Source organism: Bradyrhizobium sp. MI1.3 (assembly GCF_055811695.1).
This window is the reverse complement of record NZ_JBVVPQ010000044.1, coordinates 17,388-40,613: the sequence shown is the minus strand read 5'-3', so window position 1 is coordinate 40,613 and position 23,226 is coordinate 17,388. Positions and strand designations below refer to the sequence as shown.

The 23,226-nt window shown below is 64.2% G+C and carries 23 protein-coding genes and 1 tRNA gene; 18 read left to right on the top strand and 6 right to left on the bottom strand.

The features are described 5' to 3' along the window. Positions 1-21: 21 nt before the first annotated feature. Positions 22-98, bottom strand: a tRNA-Met gene (locus AC0L3A_RS27130). Between the two features lie 313 nt (positions 99-411). Here AC0L3A_RS27130 and AC0L3A_RS27125 point away from each other — a divergent pair. The 5 genes from AC0L3A_RS27125 (at position 412) to AC0L3A_RS27105 (ending at position 6,106) form a co-directional block, all read left to right on the top strand. Beyond that, positions 412-1,881 carry a coniferyl aldehyde dehydrogenase gene (locus tag AC0L3A_RS27125; protein ID WP_354127147.1) on the top strand — a complete coding sequence of 490 codons (1,470 nt, stop codon included), beginning with the start codon at positions 412-414 and terminating at the stop codon, positions 1,879-1,881. A 115-nt stretch (positions 1,882-1,996) separates the two neighbouring features. Then, positions 1,997-3,589 carry a GMC family oxidoreductase gene (locus tag AC0L3A_RS27120; protein WP_354127146.1) on the top strand — a complete coding sequence of 531 codons (1,593 nt, stop codon included), beginning with the start codon at positions 1,997-1,999 and terminating at the stop codon, positions 3,587-3,589. 104 nt (positions 3,590-3,693) lie between these two features. Then, entirely contained in the window at positions 3,694-4,206 is a 513-nt protein-coding gene (locus tag AC0L3A_RS27115; protein ID WP_219682958.1) for a CvpA family protein, read from the top strand. 131 nt (positions 4,207-4,337) lie between these two features. Further along, a complete protein-coding gene (locus tag AC0L3A_RS27110; RefSeq protein ID WP_354127145.1) occupies positions 4,338-5,120 on the top strand; it encodes an SDR family oxidoreductase in 783 nt (260 codons plus the stop codon). Continuing rightward, positions 5,117-6,106: an NADPH:quinone reductase gene (locus AC0L3A_RS27105; protein ID WP_354127144.1), complete on the top strand. Its 990-nt coding sequence runs from the start codon at positions 5,117-5,119 to the stop codon at positions 6,104-6,106. Before AC0L3A_RS27110 ends, AC0L3A_RS27105 begins: the two co-directional genes overlap by 4 nt. Positions 6,107-6,118: 12 nt before the next feature. Here the strand turns inward: AC0L3A_RS27105 and AC0L3A_RS27100 are convergent, their stop codons facing one another. Next, positions 6,119-6,598, bottom strand: coding sequence for a DUF3775 domain-containing protein (locus AC0L3A_RS27100; RefSeq protein WP_007599599.1), 480 nt, complete (start codon positions 6,596-6,598; stop codon positions 6,119-6,121). 123 nt (positions 6,599-6,721) lie between these two features. On the opposite strand from AC0L3A_RS27100, the gene AC0L3A_RS27095 reads away from it, so the two are divergent. The 8 genes from AC0L3A_RS27095 to AC0L3A_RS27060 all read left to right on the top strand — a co-directional run bounded on the left by AC0L3A_RS27095 (position 6,722) and on the right by AC0L3A_RS27060 (position 15,424). Continuing rightward, a complete protein-coding gene (locus AC0L3A_RS27095) occupies positions 6,722-7,570 on the top strand; it encodes an MBL fold metallo-hydrolase (protein ID WP_354127143.1) in 849 nt (282 codons plus the stop codon). Between the two features lie 129 nt (positions 7,571-7,699). After that, positions 7,700-8,542 carry a fumarylacetoacetate hydrolase family protein gene (locus AC0L3A_RS27090; RefSeq protein ID WP_007599594.1) on the top strand — a complete coding sequence of 281 codons (843 nt, stop codon included), beginning with the start codon at positions 7,700-7,702 and terminating at the stop codon, positions 8,540-8,542. Between the two features lie 143 nt (positions 8,543-8,685). After that, positions 8,686-9,297, top strand: a complete 612-nt coding sequence (locus tag AC0L3A_RS27085) for a glutathione S-transferase family protein (protein ID WP_007599593.1) — start codon at positions 8,686-8,688, stop codon at positions 9,295-9,297. Between the two features lie 21 nt (positions 9,298-9,318). Continuing rightward, entirely contained in the window at positions 9,319-10,515 is a 1,197-nt protein-coding gene (locus tag AC0L3A_RS27080; RefSeq protein ID WP_354127142.1) for a serine hydrolase domain-containing protein, read from the top strand. A gap of 16 nt (positions 10,516-10,531) precedes the next feature. Continuing rightward, positions 10,532-11,401, top strand: a complete 870-nt coding sequence (locus AC0L3A_RS27075) for an MBL fold metallo-hydrolase (RefSeq protein WP_007599589.1) — start codon at positions 10,532-10,534, stop codon at positions 11,399-11,401. Between the two features lie 133 nt (positions 11,402-11,534). Further along, positions 11,535-12,686 carry an alpha/beta hydrolase gene (locus tag AC0L3A_RS27070; RefSeq protein WP_007599588.1) on the top strand — a complete coding sequence of 384 codons (1,152 nt, stop codon included), beginning with the start codon at positions 11,535-11,537 and terminating at the stop codon, positions 12,684-12,686. Positions 12,687-12,748: 62 nt separating this feature from the next. After that, positions 12,749-13,720: an iron exporter MbfA gene (gene mbfA, locus AC0L3A_RS27065; RefSeq protein ID WP_219682962.1), complete on the top strand. Its 972-nt coding sequence runs from the start codon at positions 12,749-12,751 to the stop codon at positions 13,718-13,720. A gap of 231 nt (positions 13,721-13,951) precedes the next feature. Next, a complete protein-coding gene (locus AC0L3A_RS27060) occupies positions 13,952-15,424 on the top strand; it encodes an amidase (RefSeq protein ID WP_473255462.1) in 1,473 nt (490 codons plus the stop codon). Positions 15,425-15,453: 29 nt separating this feature from the next. On the opposite strand, the gene AC0L3A_RS27055 is transcribed toward AC0L3A_RS27060, so the two are convergent. Continuing rightward, entirely contained in the window at positions 15,454-15,936 is a 483-nt protein-coding gene (locus tag AC0L3A_RS27055) for a CinA family protein (protein ID WP_007599585.1), read from the bottom strand. A gap of 168 nt (positions 15,937-16,104) precedes the next feature. Between AC0L3A_RS27055 and AC0L3A_RS27050 the strand changes: the two genes are divergently transcribed. The 3 genes from AC0L3A_RS27050 to AC0L3A_RS27040 are packed head-to-tail and all read left to right on the top strand — an operon-like array spanning position 16,105 to position 18,709. Beyond that, the gene (locus AC0L3A_RS27050; RefSeq protein ID WP_007599583.1) at positions 16,105-17,163 is read left to right on the top strand and encodes an amidohydrolase family protein; all 1,059 of its coding nucleotides are present in this window, start codon (positions 16,105-16,107) and stop codon (positions 17,161-17,163) included. A 23-nt stretch (positions 17,164-17,186) separates the two neighbouring features. After that, positions 17,187-18,296, top strand: a complete 1,110-nt coding sequence (locus AC0L3A_RS27045; RefSeq protein WP_219682963.1) for an amidohydrolase family protein — start codon at positions 17,187-17,189, stop codon at positions 18,294-18,296. Beyond that, the gene (locus AC0L3A_RS27040; RefSeq protein ID WP_007599578.1) at positions 18,296-18,709 is read left to right on the top strand and encodes a Rieske (2Fe-2S) protein; all 414 of its coding nucleotides are present in this window, start codon (positions 18,296-18,298) and stop codon (positions 18,707-18,709) included. Before AC0L3A_RS27045 ends, AC0L3A_RS27040 begins: the two co-directional genes overlap by 1 nt. 83 nt (positions 18,710-18,792) lie before the next feature. On the opposite strand, the gene tcuC is transcribed toward AC0L3A_RS27040, so the two are convergent. Together tcuC and AC0L3A_RS27030 are read right to left on the bottom strand one after the other, a co-directional pair. Continuing rightward, a complete protein-coding gene (gene tcuC / locus AC0L3A_RS27035) occupies positions 18,793-20,124 on the bottom strand; it encodes an MFS transporter (RefSeq protein WP_007599577.1) in 1,332 nt (443 codons plus the stop codon). Between the two features lie 141 nt (positions 20,125-20,265). Next, a complete protein-coding gene (locus tag AC0L3A_RS27030) occupies positions 20,266-21,165 on the bottom strand; it encodes a transcriptional regulator GcvA (protein ID WP_007599576.1) in 900 nt (299 codons plus the stop codon). A 110-nt stretch (positions 21,166-21,275) separates the two neighbouring features. Between AC0L3A_RS27030 and AC0L3A_RS27025 the strand changes: the two genes are divergently transcribed. Beyond that, a complete protein-coding gene (locus tag AC0L3A_RS27025) occupies positions 21,276-21,479 on the top strand; it encodes a DUF1127 domain-containing protein (RefSeq protein WP_007599575.1) in 204 nt (67 codons plus the stop codon). Between the two features lie 79 nt (positions 21,480-21,558). Then, on the top strand, positions 21,559-22,182 hold the full coding sequence (locus AC0L3A_RS27020) for a GNAT family N-acetyltransferase (protein WP_007599574.1): 624 nt from the start codon (positions 21,559-21,561) through the stop codon (positions 22,180-22,182). Between the two features lie 143 nt (positions 22,183-22,325). Here AC0L3A_RS27020 and AC0L3A_RS27015 read toward each other — a convergent pair whose 3' ends face one another. Further along, positions 22,326-23,156 carry an enoyl-CoA hydratase gene (locus tag AC0L3A_RS27015; protein ID WP_007599573.1) on the bottom strand — a complete coding sequence of 277 codons (831 nt, stop codon included), beginning with the start codon at positions 23,154-23,156 and terminating at the stop codon, positions 22,326-22,328. Positions 23,157-23,226 lie beyond the last annotated feature (70 nt).

Here is a 23,226-nt window from a genome sequence, read left to right as displayed (position 1 = left end):
GGGACCGGTAAGGTCCGAACTTGGTTGCGGGGATAGGATTTGAACCTATGACCTTCAGGTTATGAGCCTGACGAGCTACCGGGCTGCTCCACCCCGCGTTAACCGTTGCTTTGCCTTCGTGAAAGTGCCGGGGACGGTGAATGAAGGGCCGGCGCTGTTCGCGTGGCTTGCTTCGTCCGTCCCGAAGGCTTCCTTGGAAGGCAACCCCGGGCAAAGCCCGTTGGGTGCGGGCGGTATGTACCAACCCGACGTGCCTTTGGAAAGGGCTGCGGGGACGTTTTTTTCGACTTTATGACAGCGCGGTGGACGAATTTGCGGCCTGTTTGGCCCGCCCTTGCCAGAAGTTCCACAAGGGGCCAGCTTGCTGGCAACAAAACCGCGCGGAAACGCCACTTAAAAGGGGAGAACGCCATGGACCACGCCCTGGACGGCCCCTCGGATCGCCCCTTGGACCGATCCCCGCTGAGCGCCCCGTTGCGAGCCCTCGAAGACGCCTTCCATGCCATGGTCGCGCGGTCGCGGGCCGAGCCGGCGCCCGGCCTCGCCGAGCGGCTCGACCGGCTGGCACGGCTGCGCACTGTCGTCGCCGACAACGAGGAGCGCTTCCGGCAGGCGATCTCGGCCGATTTCGGCCACCGCTGCGCGGTCGAGACCAATATCGCCGAGACCATGATGGTGTTCTCCGAGATCCGTCATGCGACGAAACACCTCAACAGCTGGATGGCGCCGCAGCGCGTTTCGACGGCGCTGCAATTCCTGCCCGCGCGCAACCGGCTGATGCCGCAGCCGCTCGGCGTCGTCGGCATCATCGCGCCGTGGAATTATCCGCTGCAGCTGACGCTCGCGCCCGCCATCGGCGCGCTCGCCGCCGGCAACCGTGTCATCATCAAGCCGAGCGAACACGTTGCCCATTTCGCAAGCCTGCTGAAGGAGGCGATCGCCGCGCGGTTCGACGCTGCGGAGCTGTTCGTCACCGGCATCGAGGACGAGGTCGCGAAGGCCTTCGCACACCTGCCGTTCGATCATCTGGTGTTCACCGGCTCGACCCGGGTGGGACGGCTGGTGGCGGAGGCCGCGGGGCGCAATCTCACGCCCGTCACGCTCGAGCTCGGCGGCAAGTCGCCTGTTATCATCGACGCCTCGGCCGACCTCGAAGAGGCCGCCGAGCGCATCGCCTACGGCAAGCTGCTCAACGCCGGGCAGACCTGCATCGCGCCCGACTATGTGCTGGTGCCCGAGCGCTCGCTGCAGGCCTTCGCCGAAAAACTGCGCGCGCAGATGCGGCGCATGTTCGGCACCGACCCCGCCAACAAGGACTACACCTCCGTGATCTCCGACCGACATTATGCGCGGCTGGAAAATCTCGTCGCGGACGCGGCACGTCGCGGCGCCAAGATCCTGCAGCCGGCGAAGCCGGACGATCCCAACTGGAAGGCGCACCGCAAATTCCCGCCGACGCTGATCGCGGGCGCGACCGCAGACATGGCGGTGATGCAGGAGGAGATTTTTGGACCGGTGCTGCCGCTGCTCGGCTATCGCGAACCGGCCGACGCCATCGCCTTCGTCAACGCCCGCGACCGGCCGCTGGCGCTGTACTGGTTCGGCAAGGACCGCAATGCGCGCGACGAGGTGCTGGCGCGTACCGTCTCCGGCGGCGTCACCATCAACGACTGCCTGTTCCACTTCGCGCAGATCAACCAGCCGATGGGCGGCGTCGGCGCATCCGGCACCGGCGCCTATCACGGCGAATGGGGCTTTCGCACCTTCAGCAAGCTGAAGCCGGTGTTCTATCGTTCGAAATTCAACCGGCTCGCCGACCTCTATCCGCCCTACGGCGGCAAGATCGCGCGGCTGGAGAAGATGATGCGGTTCATGTCGTAATTGCCCGTCATTGCGAGCGCAGCGAAGCAATCCAGACTGTCTCCGCGGTGGGATTCTGGATTGCTTCGCTTTGCTCGCAATGACGAGAAGAAAAATGCAAGAGGGGGAAACATCAGTGACGGACACATTCGATTTCGTCGTCGTGGGCGCGGGCTCCGGCGGCTGCGCGGTGGCGGGGCGGCTGTCGGAGGATGCGGGGACATCCGTGACGCTGCTCGATGCCGGCGGACGGAACGACAATTGGCGGATCACCACGCCGTTCGGACTCGCTTTGCCATATAAGGTCGCGAACTGGGGCTTCGATACCGTGCCGCAGAAGGGATTGAACGGCCGTATCGGCTATCAACCGCGCGGCAAGGGGCTCGGCGGGTCCTCGGCGATCAATGCCATGGTCTACATCCGCGGCAACAAATGGGACTACGACCACTGGGCCTCGCTCGGCAATGCCGGTTGGTCGTACGCGGACGTGCTGCCCTATTTCAAGGCTTCCGAGAACAACGCCGATTTCGACGGCGCCTATCATGGCAAGGGCGGCCCGCTGCATGTCAACCGGCTGCGCTCGGACAATCCGATCCACGACGTCTTCCATCAGGCCGCCCGCGAGGCGCAGTTTCGCATCCGCGAGGACTTCAACGAAGACGACCACGAAGGGCTCGGCAGCTACCAGGTGACGCAGCACAATGGCGAGCGCTGGAGTGCGGCACGCGCCTATCTGCATCCCCACATGGACAAGCGCGCCAATCTGCGTGTCGAGACGCAGGCGCATGCCACGCGCATCCTGTTCGAAGGTGGGCGCGCGGTCGGCATCGAATACATCCAGGGCAAGCAGACAAAGCAGCTGCGCGCGCGGCGCGAGGTGATCCTCGCCTCCGGCGCCTTCCAGTCACCGCAATTGCTGATGCTGTCGGGCATCGGCGACGGCGAGGCGCTCGCCGCGCACGGCATCGGCGTCGTGCATCATTTGCCGGGCGTCGGACGCAATCTGCAGGATCATCCGGATTTCGTGTTCGTCTACGCCTCCGACTATCCGCACTTCGTCCACTCATCGCTCGGCCGGCTGCCATCCCTGCTCCGCGCCATCCAGCGATATCGCCGGGACCGGCGCGGACTGATGACCACCAATTTCGCCGAGTGTGGCGGCTTCCTGAAGACCCGAGCCGACCTCGATGTGCCCGACATCCAGCTGCACTTCATCATCGCGATGCTCGACGATCACGGCCGCAAGAAGCACAAGGAGGCGGGCTTCTCGTGCCACGTCTGCCTGTTGCGGCCGAAGAGCCGTGGCAGCGTCTGGCTGAAAAGCGCCGATCCGCTGGCGGCGCCGATGATCGATCCGAATTTCTTGGGCGAGGCGGAGGATCTCGAGACGATGGTCGCCGGCTTCAAGACCACGCGGCGGCTGATGGAGACGCCCGCGATGCGCGCGTTGCAGAAGAAGGACATGTTCACGTCCGATGTGAGAACGGACGACGACATCCGCGCCATCCTGCGCGCGCGTGTCGACACCGTCTATCATCCCGTCGGCACCTGCAAGATGGGCACCGACGCGATGGCCGTGGTCGATCCGGCGCTGAAGGTGCACGGCGTCGAGGGTCTGCGCGTCGTCGACGCTTCGATCATGCCGACACTGATCGGCGGCAACACCAATGCGCCGACCATCATGATCGGGGAGAAGGCGGCGGATATGATCAGGGCGGAGATGCGGTAGTGTCTCCTGAGCTGTCGGAGCCAGGAAAAGTACAGACGATTTTAACGATCTGAAACCGGAATGATTGGTTCTGCGTTCACTCGTTCCATGGCAGGCTCCCGCGCATGAACAGTTTCGATCTCGCCGTCTATGCGGCGTTCGTCATCGCGATCGGCTTCGGTTTCAGGACCGGCCTGCTCGGCAGCGCCATGACGATCCTGGCCTATCTCCTCGCCGCCCCCATCGCCGTCGCGTTGATGCCGCTGATCGTCCCTCAGGTCGCGGGCAATCCGAATGCGCCGCTGTTGCAGAACTGGCTCTGGTTCTTCAGCATCTTCGTGGTAGTCGGCATGCTGTTTGGACATCTCGGCCGGCTGGCGCTGAGCGACACGATACGGCAGGCCGGCATCGGCGACCGGCTTGGCGGCGCAGCGCTCGGCGCCATCAGGGTCGGCCTCGTCGCCACCACCCTGGTGCTGGTGTTCGACCAGATCGTGCCGGCTAACCGCGAGCCGCCGTTTCTCGCCGGTTCGCACCTGCGGCCGCTGTTCTCGACGGTCGGCCGGATGGGCTTCAAGTCGCTGCCGCCGGAGGCGGCCTCCGCGATCGACCGTCTCAAGCAGGAGCGGCACATCTGATGATGCCCGCACATTTGCATCGCCGCGCGAGCGTGCATGCATTTTGATGCGAGCCAATCCCTTATCAGCGGCGCCAAGGTTGGCTAGAATAGCGGCTCTAAAAACCTAGCTGACATTACGGGAGTGAAACAGTGGATCTTGGGATCAAAGGTCGCCGCGCCATCGTCTGCGCATCCAGCAAAGGCCTCGGACGCGCCTGCGCCATCTCGCTGGCCGAGGCCGGCGTTCACGTCACGCTGACCGCGCGCGGCGCCGAGGCCCTGAAGAAGACGGCCGACGACATCCGCAAGGCCTATCCTGATGTGACCGTCACCGAGATCGTCGGCGACATCACGACGCCGGCGGCCCGCGAGGCCGTGCTGAAGGCCTGCCCCGAGCCGGATATCCTGATCAACAATGCCGGCGGACCGCCGCCCGGCGATTTCCGCAACTGGACCCGCGACGACTGGATCAAGGCGATCGACGCCAACATGCTGACCCCGATCGAGCTGATCAAATCGACCGTGGACGGCATGATGACGCGCAAATTCGGCCGCATCGTCAACATCACCTCGGCCGCGGTGAAGGCGCCGATCGACATTCTCGGTCTCTCCAACGGCGCGCGCGCCGGCCTCACCGGCTTCATTGCCGGCCTGTCGCGCAAGACCGTGATCAACAACGTCACCATCAACGGCCTGCTGCCGGGCCCGTTCGAGACCGACCGCCTGCGCAGCACCGCGAAAGGCGAATCCGAGAAGCGCGGCATCACGCCGGACCAGGTTCTGGCCGAGCGCGCCAAGCTCAATCCCGCGGGCCGCTTCGGCGACCCCGACGAGTTCGGCTACGCCTGCGCCTTCCTGTGCGGCGCCAAGGCGGGCTTCATCACCGGGCAGAACCTTCTGCTCGATGGCGGTGCATTCCCAGGAACGCTGTGAGAGCAGTCTGGTACGAGGAGACAGGACCGGCGGCGGACGTCCTCACCTATGGTGAGATGGCGACGCCGGTCGCAGGTCCAGGCGAAGTTCGTGTTCGCCTGGAAGCCTCCGGCGTCAATCCGGCCGATGTCGGCCGGCGCGGGGGCAGCTATCGCGCGAAGGAATTTTCGCGTGTCATTCCGAACAGCGATGGCGCCGGCTTTATCGACCAGATCGGCGATGGCGCGACACGGTTCAAGATCGGCGACAGGGTCTGGCTGTTCAACGGCCAGCGCAACGGCCGCGCCTTTGGCACCGCGGCCGAACATATCGCGCTTGCCGAGCACCTGGTGACGCCGCTGCCGGACAATCTCTCTTTTGCGGAAGGCGCGACGCTGGGCATTCCCGCAATGACGGCGTGGTGCTCCCTGTTTGCGGACGGGCCGATCGTCGGCAAGACAGTGCTGGTCACCGGCGGCGCGGGTGCCGTCGGGCATTACGCCGTGCAACTCGCGAAATGGGGCGGCGCGCAGGTGATCGCGACCGTCAGCTCGGCGATGAAAGGCGAGCAGGCGCGACAAGCCGGTGCCGATCTCGTGGTCAATTACAGGGACGAAGATGTCGTTGCCAAGGCGATGGCCTTCACCGGCGGACGCGGGGTCGACCACTTGGTCGATGTCGATTTCGGCGGCAACATTGCGACGACGCTGAAGTTGATGGCCATGAATTCGACCATCGCGGTCTACGCCACGAATGGCAACCGCACGCCGACCGTGCCGATGCGCGAGCTGATGGAGAAGTGCATCACGCTCCGCTCGCTCGTCTTGTTCGCGCTGCCGCCGGCGTTGCTCGCGGCGGCGCAGGCCGACATCTCGAACTGGCTGGCGGCGGGGCCGCGAATCCACAATGTCGCGGCGCAGTTTGCGCTGTCGGAGACGGCGCAGGCCCATATCGCCGTCGAGAAAGGCGACAAGCTCGGCACCGTGGTCGTCGACTGCGCGCGCTGATATCGGCCGGAATCACCGCTGTTGCTTGGTGGGCTCGTCTTCGTCCCGCTGGCTCGGACTGGATGAATCGGCGACTGGGTTTCCGTCGGTCCAGTCGACGCCGAATTCGTCGAGCCCGTCGGCGAGCAGATCGCCCAGCATCGGCTCACCCAGCAGATAATGCGCCGTTTCGCGCCGGGGACTGCGATACTCCGCGCGCGCCTCCACCGCGCGTGCGCGCAAATCGTCCCAATCGTCGATCGTGCCGTCGCCGCGGCCGAGCCAGGTCAGTGTGACGAGATCGATCTGCTCGTCCTCGTTCAAGGCCACGATGAAACTTCCGAGCTCGTTGACGACCGGATCGGAGCCGTCATCCTCGAGGACGTCGACCGCGTCGTCATCAGTCGCGTTCGAGCCTGAATCTGGATCGGAATCCGCCTGCTTGACGTCGAATTCACGCGCCTTTTCGATGATGAAGGCGACCTTCTCCGCGGAAATCGCAAGCTCTGGCATGGCTGGCCCTTTGTCTTTCCCTGGGTTCCCGCGATAACGCCGCACCGCGTCAGATGATCCATTGCGCCTGACGGCGAAACTGCGCATGTTCCCCGCCAAAGCAAGAACATGAGGATGCGCCGGATGCAGTGGAAGGTCGGCAGGGTCAAAATCAGCAAGATCGTGGAATTGGAGACGGTCGGCTCGACCCGCTTCATTCTGCCCTTGGCGAGCAATGCAGAAATCCAGAAGCTGCCTTGGCTGATCCCGCATTTCGCCACGGAAGAAGGCCGGCTGAAAATGTCGATCCATTCGCTGGTGGTGGAGACGCCTTCGCACCGCATCGTGGTCGATACCGGGCTTGGCAACGACAAGCAGGGCCGCAACGTCCCGACCTGGAACAATCGCACCACGCCGTTCCTGGAGACGATGATTGCGGCGGGCTTTCCGCCGGAGAGTATCGATACCGTGCTGTGCACGCATCTTCATGTCGATCATGTCGGCTGGAACACGAAATGGGTTGACGGCAAGTGGGTGCCGACCTTCCCCAACGCGCGCTATGTCTTCGGCAAGACCGAGTACGAGCATTGGCGCGACCATTCCACCGAGCCGGACAAGCAGGCCGTGTTTGGCGATTCCGTGAAGCCGATCGTCGATGCCGGCCGGGCCGAGTTGGTCGCGAGCGACCACCGGCTCAGCGAGGAGATCAGCATGATCCCGACCCCCGGCCACAGCCCCGGGCATATGAGCATTCTGATCCAGTCGGACGGCGAGCAGGGACTGCTGACGGGCGACGTTGCCCATCATCCCTGTCAGATGGCGCATCTCGGCTGGTCCTCGACCGCGGATTCCGACCAAAGCCAATCTGCCGCGACGCGGCGCGAATTGTTCGGCCGGTTTGCCGACACCCCGACGCTGGTGATCGGCGGGCATTTTTCGGCCGGGCACATCAAGCGGGACGGGGACGCATTCAGGTTCGAGGCGCTGGCCTAGTCTCGTGCCCCGGACGAACCTCCCGAATTGAGAGGGCTGCAATGCGCCCCTCTTTGAGCGGTTGAATTTCCCGCCGCCCTGTTCCATGAAGCTGTTCAACCGATCGGTCCAGTCCAGGGAGAAACGAGAATGAAGCTTGTTCGTTATGGCGAGAAGGGTGCGGAAAAGCCCGGCCTGATCGACAAATCCGGCCAGTTGCGCGACCTTTCGGCGCATGTGAAGGACCTGACCGGCGAGGCCTATTCGCCCGAGAGCCTGAAGAAGCTGGCGGCGCTCGATCCGGCCTCGCTGCCCGCCGTCTCCGGCAAGCCGCGGTTCGGCGCCCCCGTCACCGGCATGTCGAAATTCGTCGCGATCGGCCTCAACTACAGCGACCACGCCAAGGAGACCGGCGCGGAGATCCCGAGCGAGCCGATCATTTTCATGAAGGCCAACACCTCGCTGTCCGGCCCGAACGACGCCGTCGAGAAGCCGCGCGGCTCGACCAAGCTCGACTGGGAGGTCGAGATCGCCGCGATCATCGGCACGCGCGCAAAATACGTCTCTGAAGCCGACGCGCTCAACCACGTCGCCGGTTACTGCGTCTGCAACGACGTCTCCGAGCGCGCCTTCCAGATCGAGCGCCTGGGTCAGTGGACCAAGGGCAAGTCGCACGACACGTTCGGCCCGCTCGGCCCCTGGCTCGCCACCAAGGACGAGATCAAGGACGTGCAGAACCTGCCGATGTGGCTCGACGTCAACGGCCAGCGCCGCCAGACCGGCTCGACCAAGACCATGATCTTCTCGATGGCCAAGTGCATCTCCTATGTCTCGCAGTTCATGACGCTGCTGCCGGGCGACATCATCACGACGGGCACCCCGCCCGGCGTCGGCCTCGGCATGAAGCCGCCGACCTTCCTCAATGTCGGCGACGTCATCACGCTCGGCATCGAGGGCCTCGGCGAGCAGCGCCAGGAGATCGTCGCGGCGTAAGCCGCGATCATCACTGTCGCCACGCCGTCATTGCGAGCGAAGCGAAGCAATCCAGAGATCGTCCGGCGGAGACAGCCTGGATTGCTTCGTCGCTTCGCTCCTCGCAATGACGAACTAAAACTTTCATTTTTTGGATACTCGCCATGAAGCTCACCTTCTCCCCCGCCTCGCCCTTCGCCCGCAAGGTGCGCATCGCCGCGATCGAGCTCGGGCTGATCGACAAGATCGAGTTCACGCCGGCAGCCGTCGCGCCCGGCACGGCCAACGAGGACTATTCGAAGATCACGCCGCTGAAGAAGCTACCGGTCCTGATCACCAATGACGGCGACGTTATTTTGGACTCGTACGTCATCGTCGAATATCTCAACGAGATGGCCGGCGGCAGCCTGATCCCGGACTACGGTCCGCGCCGCTGGAAGGCCAAGACCAATCATGCCCTGATCAACGGCATGCTCGATTCCATGCTGCTGTGCCGCTACGAGAAGATGGTGCGGCCGCAGGGCCTGCAATGGCAGGCGTGGTCGGACGACCATTGGAACCGGGCCTGGACCGGAATGGCGCGCTTCGAGAACATGCCCGAGGTGCTGAACGGCCCCTTCGACATCTCGCAGATCGGCCTCGTCTGCGTGCTCGGCTATGCCGACTTCCGCTTTGCCGATTGCGGCTGGCGCAAGGCCTATCCGAAGCTCGACGCGTTCCACCAGAAGATGCTGGAGCGGCCCTCCGTGAAGATCTCGGTGCCGCCGGCGGCGTAGTATCGCGACTGCGGGAGAAGGATGATGCGCGATCGCTTCCCCCGCCTCAGCATTCTCGGCGCGAGCCTCATGCTCGCGTTGACCGTCTCAACCACTTCCGTGCAAGCCGACGGCATGGTGCCTGGACAGCGAAACCTCGCCTGCGAGCCGCCATCGTCAACCGACGACGGCTGGACGACTGCGTCGCCCGACAGCGTCGGCATGGACGGCGCAAAACTTTGCGGGATCGCCGCACGACTCGAACAACGCGCGACTTCGGTTCATTCGGTTGTCGTCGCGCGCCACGGCAAGCTCGTCTTCGAGCAATACTTCGCCGGCTACGATCAACCCTGGGGACAGCCGGAAGGCCAGCACGAATTCACCGCGACGACGAAGCACGACATGCGTTCGGCATCGAAGAGTGTCGTTTCGCTGCTCATCGGTATCGCGATCGATCGCAAGCTGATCGAAGGCGTCGACGAACCTGTGCTCAAATTCTTCCCCGACCATCAGGCGGTGAAGCAGGCGGGCTGGGAGGCCATCACGCTGCGCCATCTGCTGACGATGTCCTCGGGAATGAAATGGGACGAGGCGCGGGCATGGACCGATCCGAACAACGACGAGCCGCATCTCACCTTTGAAGCCGATCCGATTGATTATGTGCTCGGAAGGCCGGTCGCCGCGCCGCCGGATGTGCTCTGGACCTATAATGGCGGCGGGACTGAACTGCTCGGCAATATCCTTGAACGCGTCTCGGGCAAGCCGCTGGAGACGTTTGCGCGCGAGGCGCTGTTCCAGCGGCTCGGGATCGCCGATTTCGCGTGGAAGGCCTACCCGAAGAACGGCAAGATCGCGGCGGCCGCCGGCCTGCGCTTGCGTCCGCGAGATGCCGCCAAGCTCGGCCAGCTCGTGCTCGATCGCGGCCAGTGGAACGGCCAACAAATCGTCTCGGCCGATTGGATTGCACAATCGATCGCACCGCGCTTCCAGGCGATCGGCTATTTCGGCGGCACGCTGTTCTACGGCTATCAATGGTGGATGGGCCGCTCGCTGGCCGGCGGGAGGGAAATCAAATGGGTTGGCGCCTTCGGCTGGGGCGGACAACGCATTTTCATCGTGCCCGAGCTTGATCTCGTCATGATGACCACCGCTGCCCAATACGGCCAGCCGAAGGAAGGGCTGGCCGCGATCGACGTCCTCTCCAACATCGTCATTCCATCCGTGCGTGACGCACGCTGAGTGCAAGGAAGCGAGCATGAGCCTGAAATACGCGGTTGGCGACCTCACCATCCATCGCGTCGTCGAGCAGGAAACCTCGTTCGTGCCGGCGCTGGAGATGTTGCCGGGGCTGACACCGGAGCTGCTGGCTGAGAACCGGGCGTGGATGAGGCAGGCGAAAGCCCTGGATGACAGCGACACGTTGATGCTGTGCTTCCAGTCCTATGTGATCAAGACGCCGCACCACACCATTCTGGTCGACAGCTGCATCGGCAACGACAAGCCGCGGCCGCAGCGTCCGAAATGGAACATGAAGACCGACGACACCTATCTGCGCGGACTCAACGCTGCCGGATTCTCGCCTGACGACATCGACTTCGTGATGTGCACGCATCTGCATGTCGATCACGTCGGCTGGAACACGCGGCTGGAGAACGGCCGCTGGGTGCCGACCTTCCCGAAAGCGCGCTACGTCTTCGCCAAGCAGGAATTCGATCATTGGACCGAGCAGAATGCGAAGGCGGAGGTGCCGCCGTTCGTGGACAGCGTGCTGCCGGTGGTCGAGGCCAAACGCCACGAGCTTGTCGGCAACGATCACCAGATCGGCGATCACGTTCGTATTCTGCCGACGCCGGGCCACACGCCGGGCCATATCGCCATCACGATGGGACACGGCAAGGACGACGCCGTGTTCTCCGGCGACCTCATGCACTCGCCGATCCAGACGCTCTATCCGGAGATGTCGGTGAAATTCGACCTCGATCAGGCCAAGGCGGCAACGACGCGCCGCAGCTTCCTGGAACGCTATTGCGACACCGACACGCTGTGCTGCACCGCGCATTTCCCCTCGCCGTCGGTAGGAAAGATCCGGCGCAAGGGCAGCGGCTTCGTCTGCGCGGCGGTGTGATCTAGCCGAGATCCCGTAGGGTGGGCAAGGCGAAGCGTGCCCACCATGCCAAACGCGTTATAGAATGATGGTGGGCACGGCGCGCGAAGCGCGCCTTTGCCCACCCTACGATTCCACCCGTGTGGAGAAAGCAATGACCAACCTCCCCGAGATCCCTCTCCCCGCCGGCATCCGCTCACGCTATGTCGACGATATCAACGGCTTGCGCCTGCATGTGCTGGAGGCAGGCTTCGAGACCAAGGGGCGGCCCTGCATCCTGCTGCTGCACGGCTTTCCCGAGCTCGCCTTCTCCTGGCGCAAGGTGATGCCGGCGCTCAGCGCGGCCGGCTATCACGTGATCGCCCCGGACCAGCGCGGCTATGGCCGGACGACGGGATGGAGTGCGGAGTATGACGGCGACCTCGCGCCGTTTTCGCTCTTCAACCTGGTGCGGGATGCGCTCGGGCTGGTGTCGGCGTTCGGGTACAGGCAAGTCGATGTGGTCGGACATGATTTCGGCAGCCCAGTCGCGGCCTGGTGCGCGCTGATGCGGCCCGACGTGTTCCGTTCGGTGACGATGATGAGCGCGCCGTTCGGCGGAGCGCCGCCGCTGCCGTTCAACACGATCGACGCGCCGGCAAAGCCACCGTCCGAAGACCCCGTGCATCGCGAGCTCGCCGCCTTGCCGCGTCCACGCAAGCATTATCAGTGGTACTATGCGACACGCCCGGCCAATGCCGACATGCACCGCGCGGCGCAGGGCGTGCATGATTTCCTGCGGGCCTACTATCACCATAAGAGCGCGGACTGGACCGACAACAAGCCATATCCGCTGAAGTCCTGGTCGGCGAATGAGCTTGCGAAGCTGCCGACCTATTATGTGATGGACCTGAACGAGACCATGGCCGAGACGGTCGCAAAGGAGATGCCATCGCCGTCCGCGATCGCCGCCAATCAATGGCTGCCCGACCGCGAGCTCGGCTACTACAGCGCCGAATATGGCCGCACTGGATTCCAGGGCGGCCTGCAATGGTATCGCTGCGGCACATCGGGTGCGTTCAACAACCAGCTCCAGTTGCTAGCCGGCCGCACCATCGACGTCCCCTCCTGCTTCATCTCGGGCAAGCAGGATTGGGGCACCTACCAGCGTCCCGGCGTGTTCGAGGCCATGCAGGCGCGGGCCTGCACGAAGCTGCTCGGCTGCCACCTCGTCGACGGCGCCGGTCACTGGGTGCAGCAGGAGCAGCCGGCCGAGGTAAGCCGACTGCTACTCGATTTCCTAGCAAAGAGCCGCGGCGTGGTTTGACCCGGGAACCCAAGCGCCCTATATAGTTTAGAATTGTTCTAAACTAATCAGACAGGGCCGCCGTGAAGAATTTTGCCGATCTGACCGAACGCGAGGTGCTTGCGGTCGCGATCTCCTCCGAGGAGGAGGACAGCCGCATCTACATGAGCTTCGCCGAAGACCTGAAGGAGCGCTATCCGGACTCCGCCAAGATCTTCGAGCAGATGGCCGAGGAAGAGCGCGGCCATCGCCACATGCTGCTGGAAATGTACGAGCAGCGCTTCGGTCCGCATTTGCCCCCGATCCGCCGCGAGGATGTCAAAGGCTTCCTGCGCCGCCGTCCGGTCTGGCTCACCAAAAACCTGCCGCTCGACACCATCCGCAGGGAAGTCGAGACAATGGAATTGCAGGCCGAGCGCTTTTACGTGAAGGCCGCTGAACAGGCGCAAGATGTCGGCGTGCGCCGCCTGCTCGGCGATCTGGCCGAAGCCGAGAAAGGCCACGAAGAGGTGGCGGCGAAGCTAACGGACCAGATCCTGAGTTCAGACGTGCGCGCCGAGGAAGACCGCACCAACCGGCGCATGTTCGTGCTGCAATATGTGCAGCCAGGTCTCGCCGGCCTGATGGACGGCTCGGTTTCGACGCTGGCGCCGCTGTTTGCGGCTGCCTTCGCCACGCATCAGAATTGGCAAACATTTCTGGTCGGCCTCGCCGCCTCGATCGGTGCCGGCATCAGCATGGGTTTTGCGGAAGCGCTGTCCGACGACGGCTCGCTAACCGGACGTGGTTCGCCCTGGCTGCGCGGTCTCACCTGCGGCTTGATGACGACGCTCGGCGGCCTTGGGCACACCCTGCCCTATCTCGTGCCCGATAGCTGGGCCAACGCATTCTGGATCGCGACCGGAATTGCCGGAATTGTCGTGTTCTTCGAATTGTGGGCGATCGCCTTCATCCGCGCGCGCTACATGGACACGCCGTTCCTCCAGGCCGTGTTCCAGATCGTGCTCGGCGGCGCGATCGTGCTGGCGGTGGGGATCTTGATCGGCGCCGCGTAGGACGTTGTCATGCCCCGGCTTGACCGGGGCATCCAGTACGCCGCGACCTCTCCGCGTCCGATCGGCGCCGGTGGAATACTGGATCGCCCGGTCAAGCCGGGCGATGACTGCGAGTGGGTGCTTGGCTCACCGCGTTCCGTCTTGCTCACATGTCAATCGCGATCAAACGGCGGTTGCGGTGCTGGGCCAAACTGCGCATCATCGTTCGACAAGAAGAACAGGAGATGCGCCATGGCCAAATCCGAATGGAGCTTCAAGAGCGCGGTCGAACTGTCGGCCGCGTTGACCGCCAAGAAGGTTTCCGCGGTCGAGCTCACCCGCGATGCGATCGATCGCATCGAACGGCACGACGGCAAGGTCAATGCGATCTGCGTGCGGGATTTTGATCGCGCGCTGGACGCCGCACGCGAGGCGGACGCCGCATTGGCGCGCGGCGAGCGCAAGCCGCTGCTCGGCCTGCCGATGACGATCAAGGAATCCTTCAACATCGCCGGCCTGCCCACGAGCTGGGGCTGGACGCCGCAGAAAGATTTCAAGCCGGCGGACGACGCGCTGTCGATCGCCCGGGTGAAGGAGGCCGGTGGCGTTATCCTCGGCAAAACCAACGTGCCCGTGGGGTTAGCTGATTGGCAGAGCTACAACGAGATCTACGGCACGACGAACAATCCATTCGATCTCGGCCGCACGCCGGGTGGCTCGTCGGGCGGCTCGTCTGCGGCGCTGGCGGCAGGCTACGGACCACTCTCGCTCGGGTCCGACATCGGCGGCTCGCTGCGCGTGCCCGCCTTCCACAGCGGGGTCTATGCGCACAAGCCGACCTACAATCTCTGTCCAACGCGCGGCCACACGCCGCCGCCCTTTCCGGCCATCCCGATGGAGCGCGACATGGCGGTGATCGGTCCGATGGCGCGGAGCGCAGTCGACCTGCCCCTGCTCCTGGACGTGATGGCAGGCCCCGATCCGTTGGACCTGGGCATCGGATACAAGCTCGCGCTGCCGGAGGCGCGACACCGCGCGCTGAAGGATTTCCGCGTGCTGGTGATCGACAGCCATCCGCTGCTGCCTGCGAATGCCGATATTCGCAGCACGATCGAGAAGCTGGCGAAACAATTGGCGGGCGCAGGTGCAAGCATCACGCGGGAAAGCCCTCTGTTTCCCGACTTCACCGATGCCTCTCGCCTCTACATGCGCATGCTGATGAGCTTCCTCGGCGCCTTCCTTCCGCCGGACGATCTCGCGGGCGCGCGTGCCGGTGCAGCGCAGCTCTCGCCCGACGACAAGAGCCTCGCTGCCGAACGGCTGCGTGGTATCACCAGCACGCATCAGGCCTGGGTATTCGACGAAGGCGCCCGCGCCGGCCTACGCGCGCAATGGCGACACCTGTTCAGGACATTCGATGCGGTGATCTGTCCGATCATGCCCACGCCGGCCTATCCGCATGATCATTCGCCGGAGCAGGAAAAGCGCCGGATCAATATCGACGGCAAGGACCACGCCTATCCGGACCAGCTTGCGTGGCCCGGCATTGCCACGCTGACGGGCCTGCCGGCAACGGCTGTTCCACTCGGCCTGTCGAAGGACGGGCTGCCGGTCGGCGTGCGGATCATCGGGCCCTTCCTCGAGGACCGGACGCCGCTCAAGCTCGCCGAGCTGATCGAACTCGAGTTCGGCGGGTTCGTGCCGCCGAAGATGTTCGACGATTGATGCGTTCGTCGTTGCGACGGCGCGCCAGGTCACTGCTCCAGATTCTTCAGCAGCAATTTCAGCGCTGTCGCCGCAAACATCTGCATATTGGCCAAGCGGTCGTTGCTGCCCGTCTCCAGCGTCATCACCTCGATCGCGGGCCCGGCGACCGCCATGCAGCTGTGGCCCGCCGCATCGCCGTAGCGATTGCCGGTGGGACCGGACGCGCCGGTCTCGGACAGGCCCCAGTCGCAGTTTAAGCGGCTGCGCATCCGCTCGGCCAGCAGCTGCGCGTAGGGCTCCGACGAGGAACGAAAGCCCTTCATTCCTTCGTCCGAAATATCCATCAGCACGCGCCTGGCATCGCGGGTGTAGACCACGGCGCCGCCGAGGAAATAGGCGGACGCGCCGGGCACCGCGAGCAGGCTGGCCGAGATCAGGCCGCCGGTCGAGGATTCCGCCACGGCAATTGTCTGTTTGCGCGCTATCAGTTTCGCTGCGACCTGTTCCGCAACGCCGACGAGCTCTTTCATTCCTTGACCCCTTATGCCTTCGCAACCGAGCTCGGCCTTTCTAGCATATGACAGCGGCCTTGGCCGAGTTGCAGCCAACGGGCAGGCCTGCTTGAATGGCAGTCAAGAGGCGGAGCGGCCAAGCGCCGCCCGCGAGAAGACGCGACGAGGAAACGTGAAGGACACGTCATGGCGTCCCTGATCGCCGGCGGGGTGGATTGCGATGTGCATCCGGCCGTGCCGCATCTGACCAGCCTGCTGCCGTACCTGAACGACTATTGGCGCGATCAGGTGACGACGCGCGGCATGGTCGATCTCATCTCGCAATCCTACCCGCAGAACTCGCCGATCACGGCGCGGCCCGACTGGCGCCCCGAAAGCGGCAAGCCGGGCGAGAGCCTTGCGGACATGCAGCGCCATGTGCTCGATCCCTTTCAGCTCTCGCATGCCATCTGCAATCCGCTCTATGGCGTGCAGATGGTGTTTTCCGAGGATCTGCAGGCCGCCTTCTGCCGCGCACTGAACGACTGGCTCGTGAAGGAATGGCTCGATCGCGACCCGCGGCTGCGCGGCTCGATCGTGATCCCCACCCAAAGCGTCGAGAAGGCCGTCGCCGAGATCGAGCGCTGTGCGGCGGATCGCCGCTTCGTGCAGGTGCTGATGCTGGTGATGGGCGATACGCCGCTCGGAAAGCGCGCGCTCTGGCCGATCTATGAGGCGGCAGAACGGCTGGAATTACCGATCGGCATTCATGCCGGTTCCGCCTATCACAATCCGCCGACCGCCGTGGGCTGGGGTTCCTACCACATCGAGGATTATGCCGGTCAGGCCCAGGCGTTCCAGACCCAGCTCACCAGCCTGATCGTCGAGGGCGTGTTCGCCAAATATCCGCGACTGAAGATGGTGATGCTGGAATCTGGCGTGTCCTGGATCTCCCCATTTCTGTGGCGCCTGCACAAGTTCTGGCGTGGGGTGCGGATGGAGACGCCATGGGTCGATCGCGCGCCGCTGGACATTGTGCGCAGCAACATCCGCTTCTCGTTACAGCCATTCGATGCGCCGCCGGACGAGACGACATTAATTCGCCTGTTTGATCATATGCAGTCGGACGAATTGGTCGTATTCTCCACCGACTATCCGCACTGGCAGTTCGACGGCCAGGAGGCGCTGCCCGCAGGTCTCACCCCCGATCTCGTGCGCAAGATCATGATCGATAATCCGCATGCGACCTATCCCCGCCTGACTTAGCCGCTGCCAAAGGAGGCAAGGCGATGAATATTCAGTTCCGCGAAAGCTCCGAAGCCGCTTCCCCACTGACCGTCAAAACCGCAATCGCGGACTGCGACATCCATCCGGCACGCGCGACCCGCGCCGAACTCTATCCTTACCTCGCCAAACGCTGGCAGCATCATCTCGAAGTCTACGGCGTCCATGCCTATCAGGGCATGATGGAAGGTCCGCCCTATCCGAAGGCCCAACCCAACGCCTCGCGCCGCGACGCCTATCCGCCGGAAGGCGGGCCGCAGGGCTCCTCGCTGTCCTTCATGCAGAAGCAGCTGCTCGATCCCCACAACGTGCAGCTCGGCGTGCTCAATCCGCTCAACACCGGGCAGGGCATCCGCAACCACGAGCTCTCGGCCGCCTTGTGCTCGGCGATCAACGACTGGCAGATCGACAAATGGACCAGCAAGGACAAGCGGCTGAAGGCGTCCATCGTCGTCGGCAATGAGGACGGCCTGTCGGCCGCCGCGGAAATCCGCGAGCGCGCCGGCGACAAGAATTTCGTCCAGGTGCTGCTGCTCAGCCGCAATGTCGAGCCGCTCGGCCAGCGCCGCTACTGGCCGATCTATCAGGCCGCGGAAGAGGCCGGCCTTCCCGTCGGCGTCCACGCCTTCGGCTTCGGCGGCAACCCGATCACGCCGTCGGGCTGGCCTTCCTATTACATCGAGGAGATGGTCGGCCACTCGCAGTGCCAGCAATCGGCGCTTGCGAGCCTGGTACTGGAGGGCGTGTTCGAGCGCTTCCCGAAATTGAAGATGGTGATGATCGAGGCCGGCTTCGGCTGGGCGCCGTCGCTGGCGTGGCGGCTCGACAAAGTCTGGCAGCGGCTGCGGAGCGAGGTGCCGCATGTCAAACGGCCGCCGTCGGAATATATCCGCGAGCAGGTGTGGTGGACGACGCAGCCGATGGAGGATCCGGAGCGGCGCGAGGACCTGTTCGACGTCATCAAGTGGATCGGCTGGGACCGGCTCCTGTTCGCCACCGACTATCCGCACTGGGATTACGACGAGCCGTCGCGCGTGTTGCCCGCGGGCGTCAGTGACGACAACCGCGAGGCGTTCTATCTCGGCAATGCGAAGAAGCTGTACGGGATCGCTTGATGGCGCGGCATGTGATTGCCGCGGTCGATGAGCTTCCGCCCGGCACGCGAAAATTTCTGGAGATCGACGGACGGCCGATCGCAATCTTCAACATCAAGGGTGAATATTTCGGCCTGATGAACCGCTGCCCGCATCAGGGCGCGGCGCTGTGCGAGGGACCCTTGATCGGGCTCGCGCAATCGAAGGATCCGGGCGAGATCGAATATACCAAGCTCGGCGAGATCATTCGCTGCCCCTGGCATGGCTGGGAGTTCGACATCCGTACCGGCCAGTCCTACTGCGACCCCCGCCGCTTCCGCGTGAAGGCCTACCCGGCTCATGTCGAGCCGGGTGCGAGCGTGGTGAAGGGGCCGTATGTCGCCGAGACGATTCCGGTCAGCGTGGAGAGCGACTACGTGGTGGTGGAGTTGTAAGCTCCCGCGGTCATTCCGGGGCGCCCGAAGGGCGAGCCCGGAGTCCATCGTGCCACGGGAGTACCAGGAGAAATGACACCGTCCTAGTGTCCCGCCACCGGCTCGACCACCGCATCATATGTCGGCACCGCCTTGCCGCCGCCCCGATACACGACCGAGGCCGCGATGACGCCAAGCAGCGCCGCAAACATCAGCCAGAAGCCGGGCGAGGCCTTGTCGCCGGTGTGCTCGATCAGCAGGGTCGAGGCGAACGGCGTGAAGGTGCCGAACAGGGCGGCCGCGAGCGCGAAGGCGAGCGAGAAGCAGGTGGTGCGGACATGCGCCGGCACGATCTCGACCAGCGCGCCGAGCATGGTGCCGCTGTAGACGCCGAAATAGAACGAGAACATCATCTCGACGGCGAGCAGCTTGCCGAAACTCGGCGCTGCCACCAGCCAGTGCAGCGCCGGATAGGCCGTGACCAGCGACAGGCAGGCGATGGTGATCAGCACCGGCTTGCGGCCGATGCGGTCCGACAAGGCGCCGCCGACCGGATTCCAGAAGAAGTTGGTCACGGCGACCAGCAGCGTCACCAACAGCGCATCCTGGCTCGACAGCTTGAGCACGGTCTTGCCGAAGGTCGGCGTGTACACCGTGACGAAGTAGAACGTCGTCGTGGTCAGGACCGCGATCATCATGCCGAGAAGGACGATGCGCCAATTGGCGAGTGCGGAGGCGAACACTTCGTTCGCCGTCGGATGCTTCTTCATGGCGAGGAAGGCCGGCGTCTCCTCGAGCGTCCGCCGCAGGAAGAAGATCAGGGGAATGATCAGGCAGCCGACGAAGAACGGAATGCGCCAGCCCCATGCGGCCACCGTGTCGGCCGGCATTACCTCGGATAGAAGGTAGCCCAGGATCGAGGCGACGAAGATCGCGACCTGCTGGCTCGACGACTGGAACGAGGTGTAGAAGCCGCGATTGCCGGGCGTCGAAATCTCCGACAGATAAACCGACACGCCACCGAGCTCGACGCCGGCGGAGAAGCCCTGCAGCAGACGGCCGATCAGCACGATGACAGGCGCGGCGATGCCGATGGTCGCGTAGCTCGGGCAGAACGCGATGACGACGGTGCCGACGGCCATGATGCCGAGCGTGACGATCAGGCCCTTGCGGCGGCCGATGCGGTCGATATAGGCGCCGAGCACAATCGCGCCGACGGGACGCATCAATGCGCCGAGCCAGAACACGCCGAAGGTGTTGAGCAGCGAGGCGGTCTCGTTGCTGGACGGGAAGAATGCCTTGCCGATGGCGGCGGCGTAGAAGCCGAACAGGAAGAAGTCGAACTGCTCGAGGAAATTGCCGCTCGTTGCGCGCAGGATCGCGCCGATGCGCGACTTGATCTCGGGCGGATTGGTCGATGCTGCTGGTCCAGCCATGGCGTTACTCCCCTGAAGACGCGGCCGGACCGGAACTCACTTCACGGCAGGCGACGGATTATTGCTGCGACAATCTGTCTTACCCCTTCCCGCGCGGGGGGGTGCGAGTCAATCGATTTTGCCGCGGAAGCTGATGATTTTTCAGGCTTTATTCCGCGTTGCGGCGATCATCCACTCACGGAATGCGGCGAGCTTCGGCGCTTCGCGGCGGCCCTCCGGCGCGACCAGGTAAAAGCCGGCATCGGCCGGCAGCGCGATCTTGAAGGGAACGACGAGCCGGCCCTTGGCAATGTCGTCCTGAACGTAGGAGGTCCGCCCCATCGCCACGCCGATGCCGTCGATGGCGGCCTGGATCGTCATGAAGATCATGTCGAAGGTGATGCCGGGCTGCCTGGCGATGTCGGCCGGCAGACCCGCCGCCGTCAACCACAGCCGCCAGTCGTCGCTGTTGGCGTTGGAGGTGTGCAGCAGCATGTGGCTCTTGAGGTCCTCGGGACAGCGCAACGGCTTGTCACCGCGCAAGAGAGACGGGCTGCACACCGGAAACAGCTCGTCCGCCATCAGCCAGTCGGCGCGCAGACCCGGCCACTGGCCGCGGCCGTAGCGGATCGCGGCATCGACATTGTCGCGCTGGAAGTCGACGAGGCTGGTCGAGGTGGTGATACGGACGTCGATGCCGGGATGGTGCTCCTGGAAATCGGTCAGCCGCGGCAACAGCCATTTTGCGGCCAGCGATGCCAGCGTCGAGACCGTCAGCACCTTGTCGTCGTCCTTGCGCAGCAGCCGGTCGGTGGCCAGCCGAAGGTCGTTGAAGGCGGCACGGACGCCCGGCAAATAGTCGCGCGCCTCCGGCGTCAGCGCCAGTGCGCGGTTCTGCCGGACGAACAGGCGGATGCCGAGCTCCTCCTCGAGCCTGCGGATCTGATGGCTGATCGCGGTCTGGGTCACGTTCAGCTCGGACGCAGCCAGTGTGAAGCTGAGATGGCGCGCGGCGGCCTCAAAGGCCCGCAATCCGTTGAGGGAGGGCAATCTGGCAGTCATCTGGCAGCAGGATACATGACGTTATTTCATGCGAAGGAGTACAAATTGTCGTTTGTCGCAGTGCACCAGCAAGCAGATATTAGCGGTCAACTTAGCTCTAGGAGCTGACAATGTCTACTTTGACCCAGAATTCGATGACAAATCATCATGCGCCCGGGCTGATCCACCAGATCGGCGAGACCCTTCACGTCTGGCACGAGCGCTACCGGACAAGGCGTGAGCTCACCAACTGGTCCGCGCGTGACCTTCAGGACGTCGGGCTGTCCTGGAGCGATGTGGCCTATGAGGCCGACAAACCCTTCTGGCGGGCCTGATTGGCCGCCAGGCCGGCGCCGCCTGACTGTGGGGCGCCGGCGGTCCCTTTTGCCTTTGGTCCCCTTGAGTGCGCGTGTCATGAGCATCCTTCGCCTGGAAGATCTGAAGCAATATTCTGACACGCTGCGCACGCGATACGGCGAGGCGCTGCGCGTTCGCTTCGTCGAACCGCGCGACACCGAGGAGCTCCAGCACTATTTTCGCTCGCTCTCGACGCGGTCCCGTTACAACCGCTTCTTCGGCGCGATCAGCGAACTGCCGCAGGGCCTGCTGCACGAATTCCTCCAGGTCGGCGAGCGCGAGCGTTTTACCGTGGTGGCGACCATGATGGTCGACGGCTTCGAGACCATCGTCGCCGAAGCGCGCTACGCACTGCATGCCGAAACCGCGACGCTTGAATTCGGTCTGTCGGTTGCCGACCGCTGGCAGGGCCACGGCATCGCCACCGCGCTGATGAAGAATCTCGAATGCCGCGCGGCCGCGCTTGGCGCCGACCACATGTTCGGCGACACGCTGCGCTCCAACGCGGCCATGATCTCGCTCGCGCGCAAATCGGACTTCGCCTTCGTCAATCATCCTGACGACTGGAAGCTGGTGCGCTTCGACAAGGAGATTTCCGTCGCACCGAAGGACATTCCCTGCGCGAGTTGGCGTCTCGTTGCCCTTTCCCGTCAGGCCGATAGCCCCTCAGCCTCGGTCTGACACCACTCGAGCCCGGCTCTGGTCAAACAGCGCCGGGCTTTTTTTTATTCTTCGTAGCCCGGATGGAGCGAAGCGAAATCCGGGACGCTTCAGCTGAAGCCCGAAACCCGGATTGCGCTTCGCTCCATCCGGGCTACGGCTCCCTACTTCCCCGTGAACACCGCCTTGCGCTTCTCGATGAAGGCCTGCACCGCCTCCTTGTGATCGGCGGTCGCGGTCAGGCGGACCAGACGTTCGGCTTCGTGGTCGCGCGCGGTCTCGAAGTCGAACAGCAGGGCCTCGTCGAGATTGTCCTTCATGTAGCGCAGCGCGAGGCGCGGACCTTCAGCGAGGGATTTTGCCAGCGCAAAGGCCTCTGCCTGCAATTTGTCGTCGGGCACCACGCGGTTGACGAGGCCGATGGCCTCGCATCTGGCAGCATCGACCCGATCGCCGGTGAACAGCAGCTCGCGTGCCCGCGCGGTGCCGACGAGGCGCGTCAACAGCCACGCGATGCCATAATCGCCGCTGAGCGCAATGCGCGCATAGCCGGTAGCCACGAAGGCCGATTGCGCGGCAATGCGGATGTCGCAGGCCATGGCGATGGCGAGCCCCGCGCCGACCGCCGGCCCCGGCAGCGCGGCGATGGTCGGCTTGCGCACCGACACCAGCGCGCCGGTGAGCAGGCGCTGCCGCTCCTGGAGATCGGCGACCTTGTCGTCAAAGGACATTTCCAGCTTCTTCGGGTCGCGATGCGCGCCCATGCCCTTGACGTTGCCGCCCGCGCAGAACGCTTCGCCCGCGCCGGTGATCAGCAGCGCGCCGACATCGGGGTTCTCGCCGCAGGAGCGGATCATGGTGCGTAGCGCCGGGGTCAGCGCGTCCGACAGCGAGTTGCGCGCCTCCGGCCGGTTCAGCGTGATCAATGCGACGCGATCGCGGATCGCGCAGAGGAGTTCGTTGGTGCCGGTATCGATGGTGATTTCCGTGCTCATGATTCCCGCCCTTGTAGGGTGGGCAAAGCGAAGCGTGCCCACCATTTGCTGTTTCGTGGTTGATGGTGGG

Excerpts from the sequence above, each read along its gene's own strand:
- AC0L3A_RS27125 (WP_354127147.1), top strand. The coding sequence starts at position 412 with ATGGACCACGCCCTGGACGGCCCCTCGGATCGCCCCTTGGACCGATCC.
- AC0L3A_RS27115 (WP_219682958.1), top strand. The coding sequence starts at position 3,694 with ATGAACAGTTTCGATCTCGCCGTCTATGCGGCGTTCGTCATCGCGATC.
- AC0L3A_RS27100 (WP_007599599.1), bottom strand. The coding sequence starts at position 6,598 with ATGCCAGAGCTTGCGATTTCCGCGGAGAAGGTCGCCTTCATCATCGAA.
- AC0L3A_RS27095 (WP_354127143.1), top strand. The coding sequence starts at position 6,722 with ATGCAGTGGAAGGTCGGCAGGGTCAAAATCAGCAAGATCGTGGAATTG.
- AC0L3A_RS27090 (WP_007599594.1), top strand. The coding sequence starts at position 7,700 with ATGAAGCTTGTTCGTTATGGCGAGAAGGGTGCGGAAAAGCCCGGCCTG.
- AC0L3A_RS27085 (WP_007599593.1), top strand. The coding sequence starts at position 8,686 with ATGAAGCTCACCTTCTCCCCCGCCTCGCCCTTCGCCCGCAAGGTGCGC.
- AC0L3A_RS27080 (WP_354127142.1), top strand. The coding sequence starts at position 9,319 with ATGATGCGCGATCGCTTCCCCCGCCTCAGCATTCTCGGCGCGAGCCTC.
- AC0L3A_RS27075 (WP_007599589.1), top strand. The coding sequence starts at position 10,532 with ATGAGCCTGAAATACGCGGTTGGCGACCTCACCATCCATCGCGTCGTC.
- AC0L3A_RS27070 (WP_007599588.1), top strand. The coding sequence starts at position 11,535 with ATGACCAACCTCCCCGAGATCCCTCTCCCCGCCGGCATCCGCTCACGC.
- AC0L3A_RS27060 (WP_473255462.1), top strand. The coding sequence starts at position 13,952 with ATGGCCAAATCCGAATGGAGCTTCAAGAGCGCGGTCGAACTGTCGGCC.
- AC0L3A_RS27055 (WP_007599585.1), bottom strand. The coding sequence starts at position 15,936 with ATGAAAGAGCTCGTCGGCGTTGCGGAACAGGTCGCAGCGAAACTGATA.
- AC0L3A_RS27050 (WP_007599583.1), top strand. The coding sequence starts at position 16,105 with ATGGCGTCCCTGATCGCCGGCGGGGTGGATTGCGATGTGCATCCGGCC.
- AC0L3A_RS27045 (WP_219682963.1), top strand. The coding sequence starts at position 17,187 with ATGAATATTCAGTTCCGCGAAAGCTCCGAAGCCGCTTCCCCACTGACC.
- AC0L3A_RS27040 (WP_007599578.1), top strand. The coding sequence starts at position 18,296 with ATGGCGCGGCATGTGATTGCCGCGGTCGATGAGCTTCCGCCCGGCACG.
- tcuC (WP_007599577.1), bottom strand. The coding sequence starts at position 20,124 with ATGGCTGGACCAGCAGCATCGACCAATCCGCCCGAGATCAAGTCGCGC.
- AC0L3A_RS27030 (WP_007599576.1), bottom strand. The coding sequence starts at position 21,165 with ATGACTGCCAGATTGCCCTCCCTCAACGGATTGCGGGCCTTTGAGGCC.
- AC0L3A_RS27025 (WP_007599575.1), top strand. The coding sequence starts at position 21,276 with ATGTCTACTTTGACCCAGAATTCGATGACAAATCATCATGCGCCCGGG.
- AC0L3A_RS27020 (WP_007599574.1), top strand. The coding sequence starts at position 21,559 with ATGAGCATCCTTCGCCTGGAAGATCTGAAGCAATATTCTGACACGCTG.
- AC0L3A_RS27015 (WP_007599573.1), bottom strand. The coding sequence starts at position 23,156 with ATGAGCACGGAAATCACCATCGATACCGGCACCAACGAACTCCTCTGC.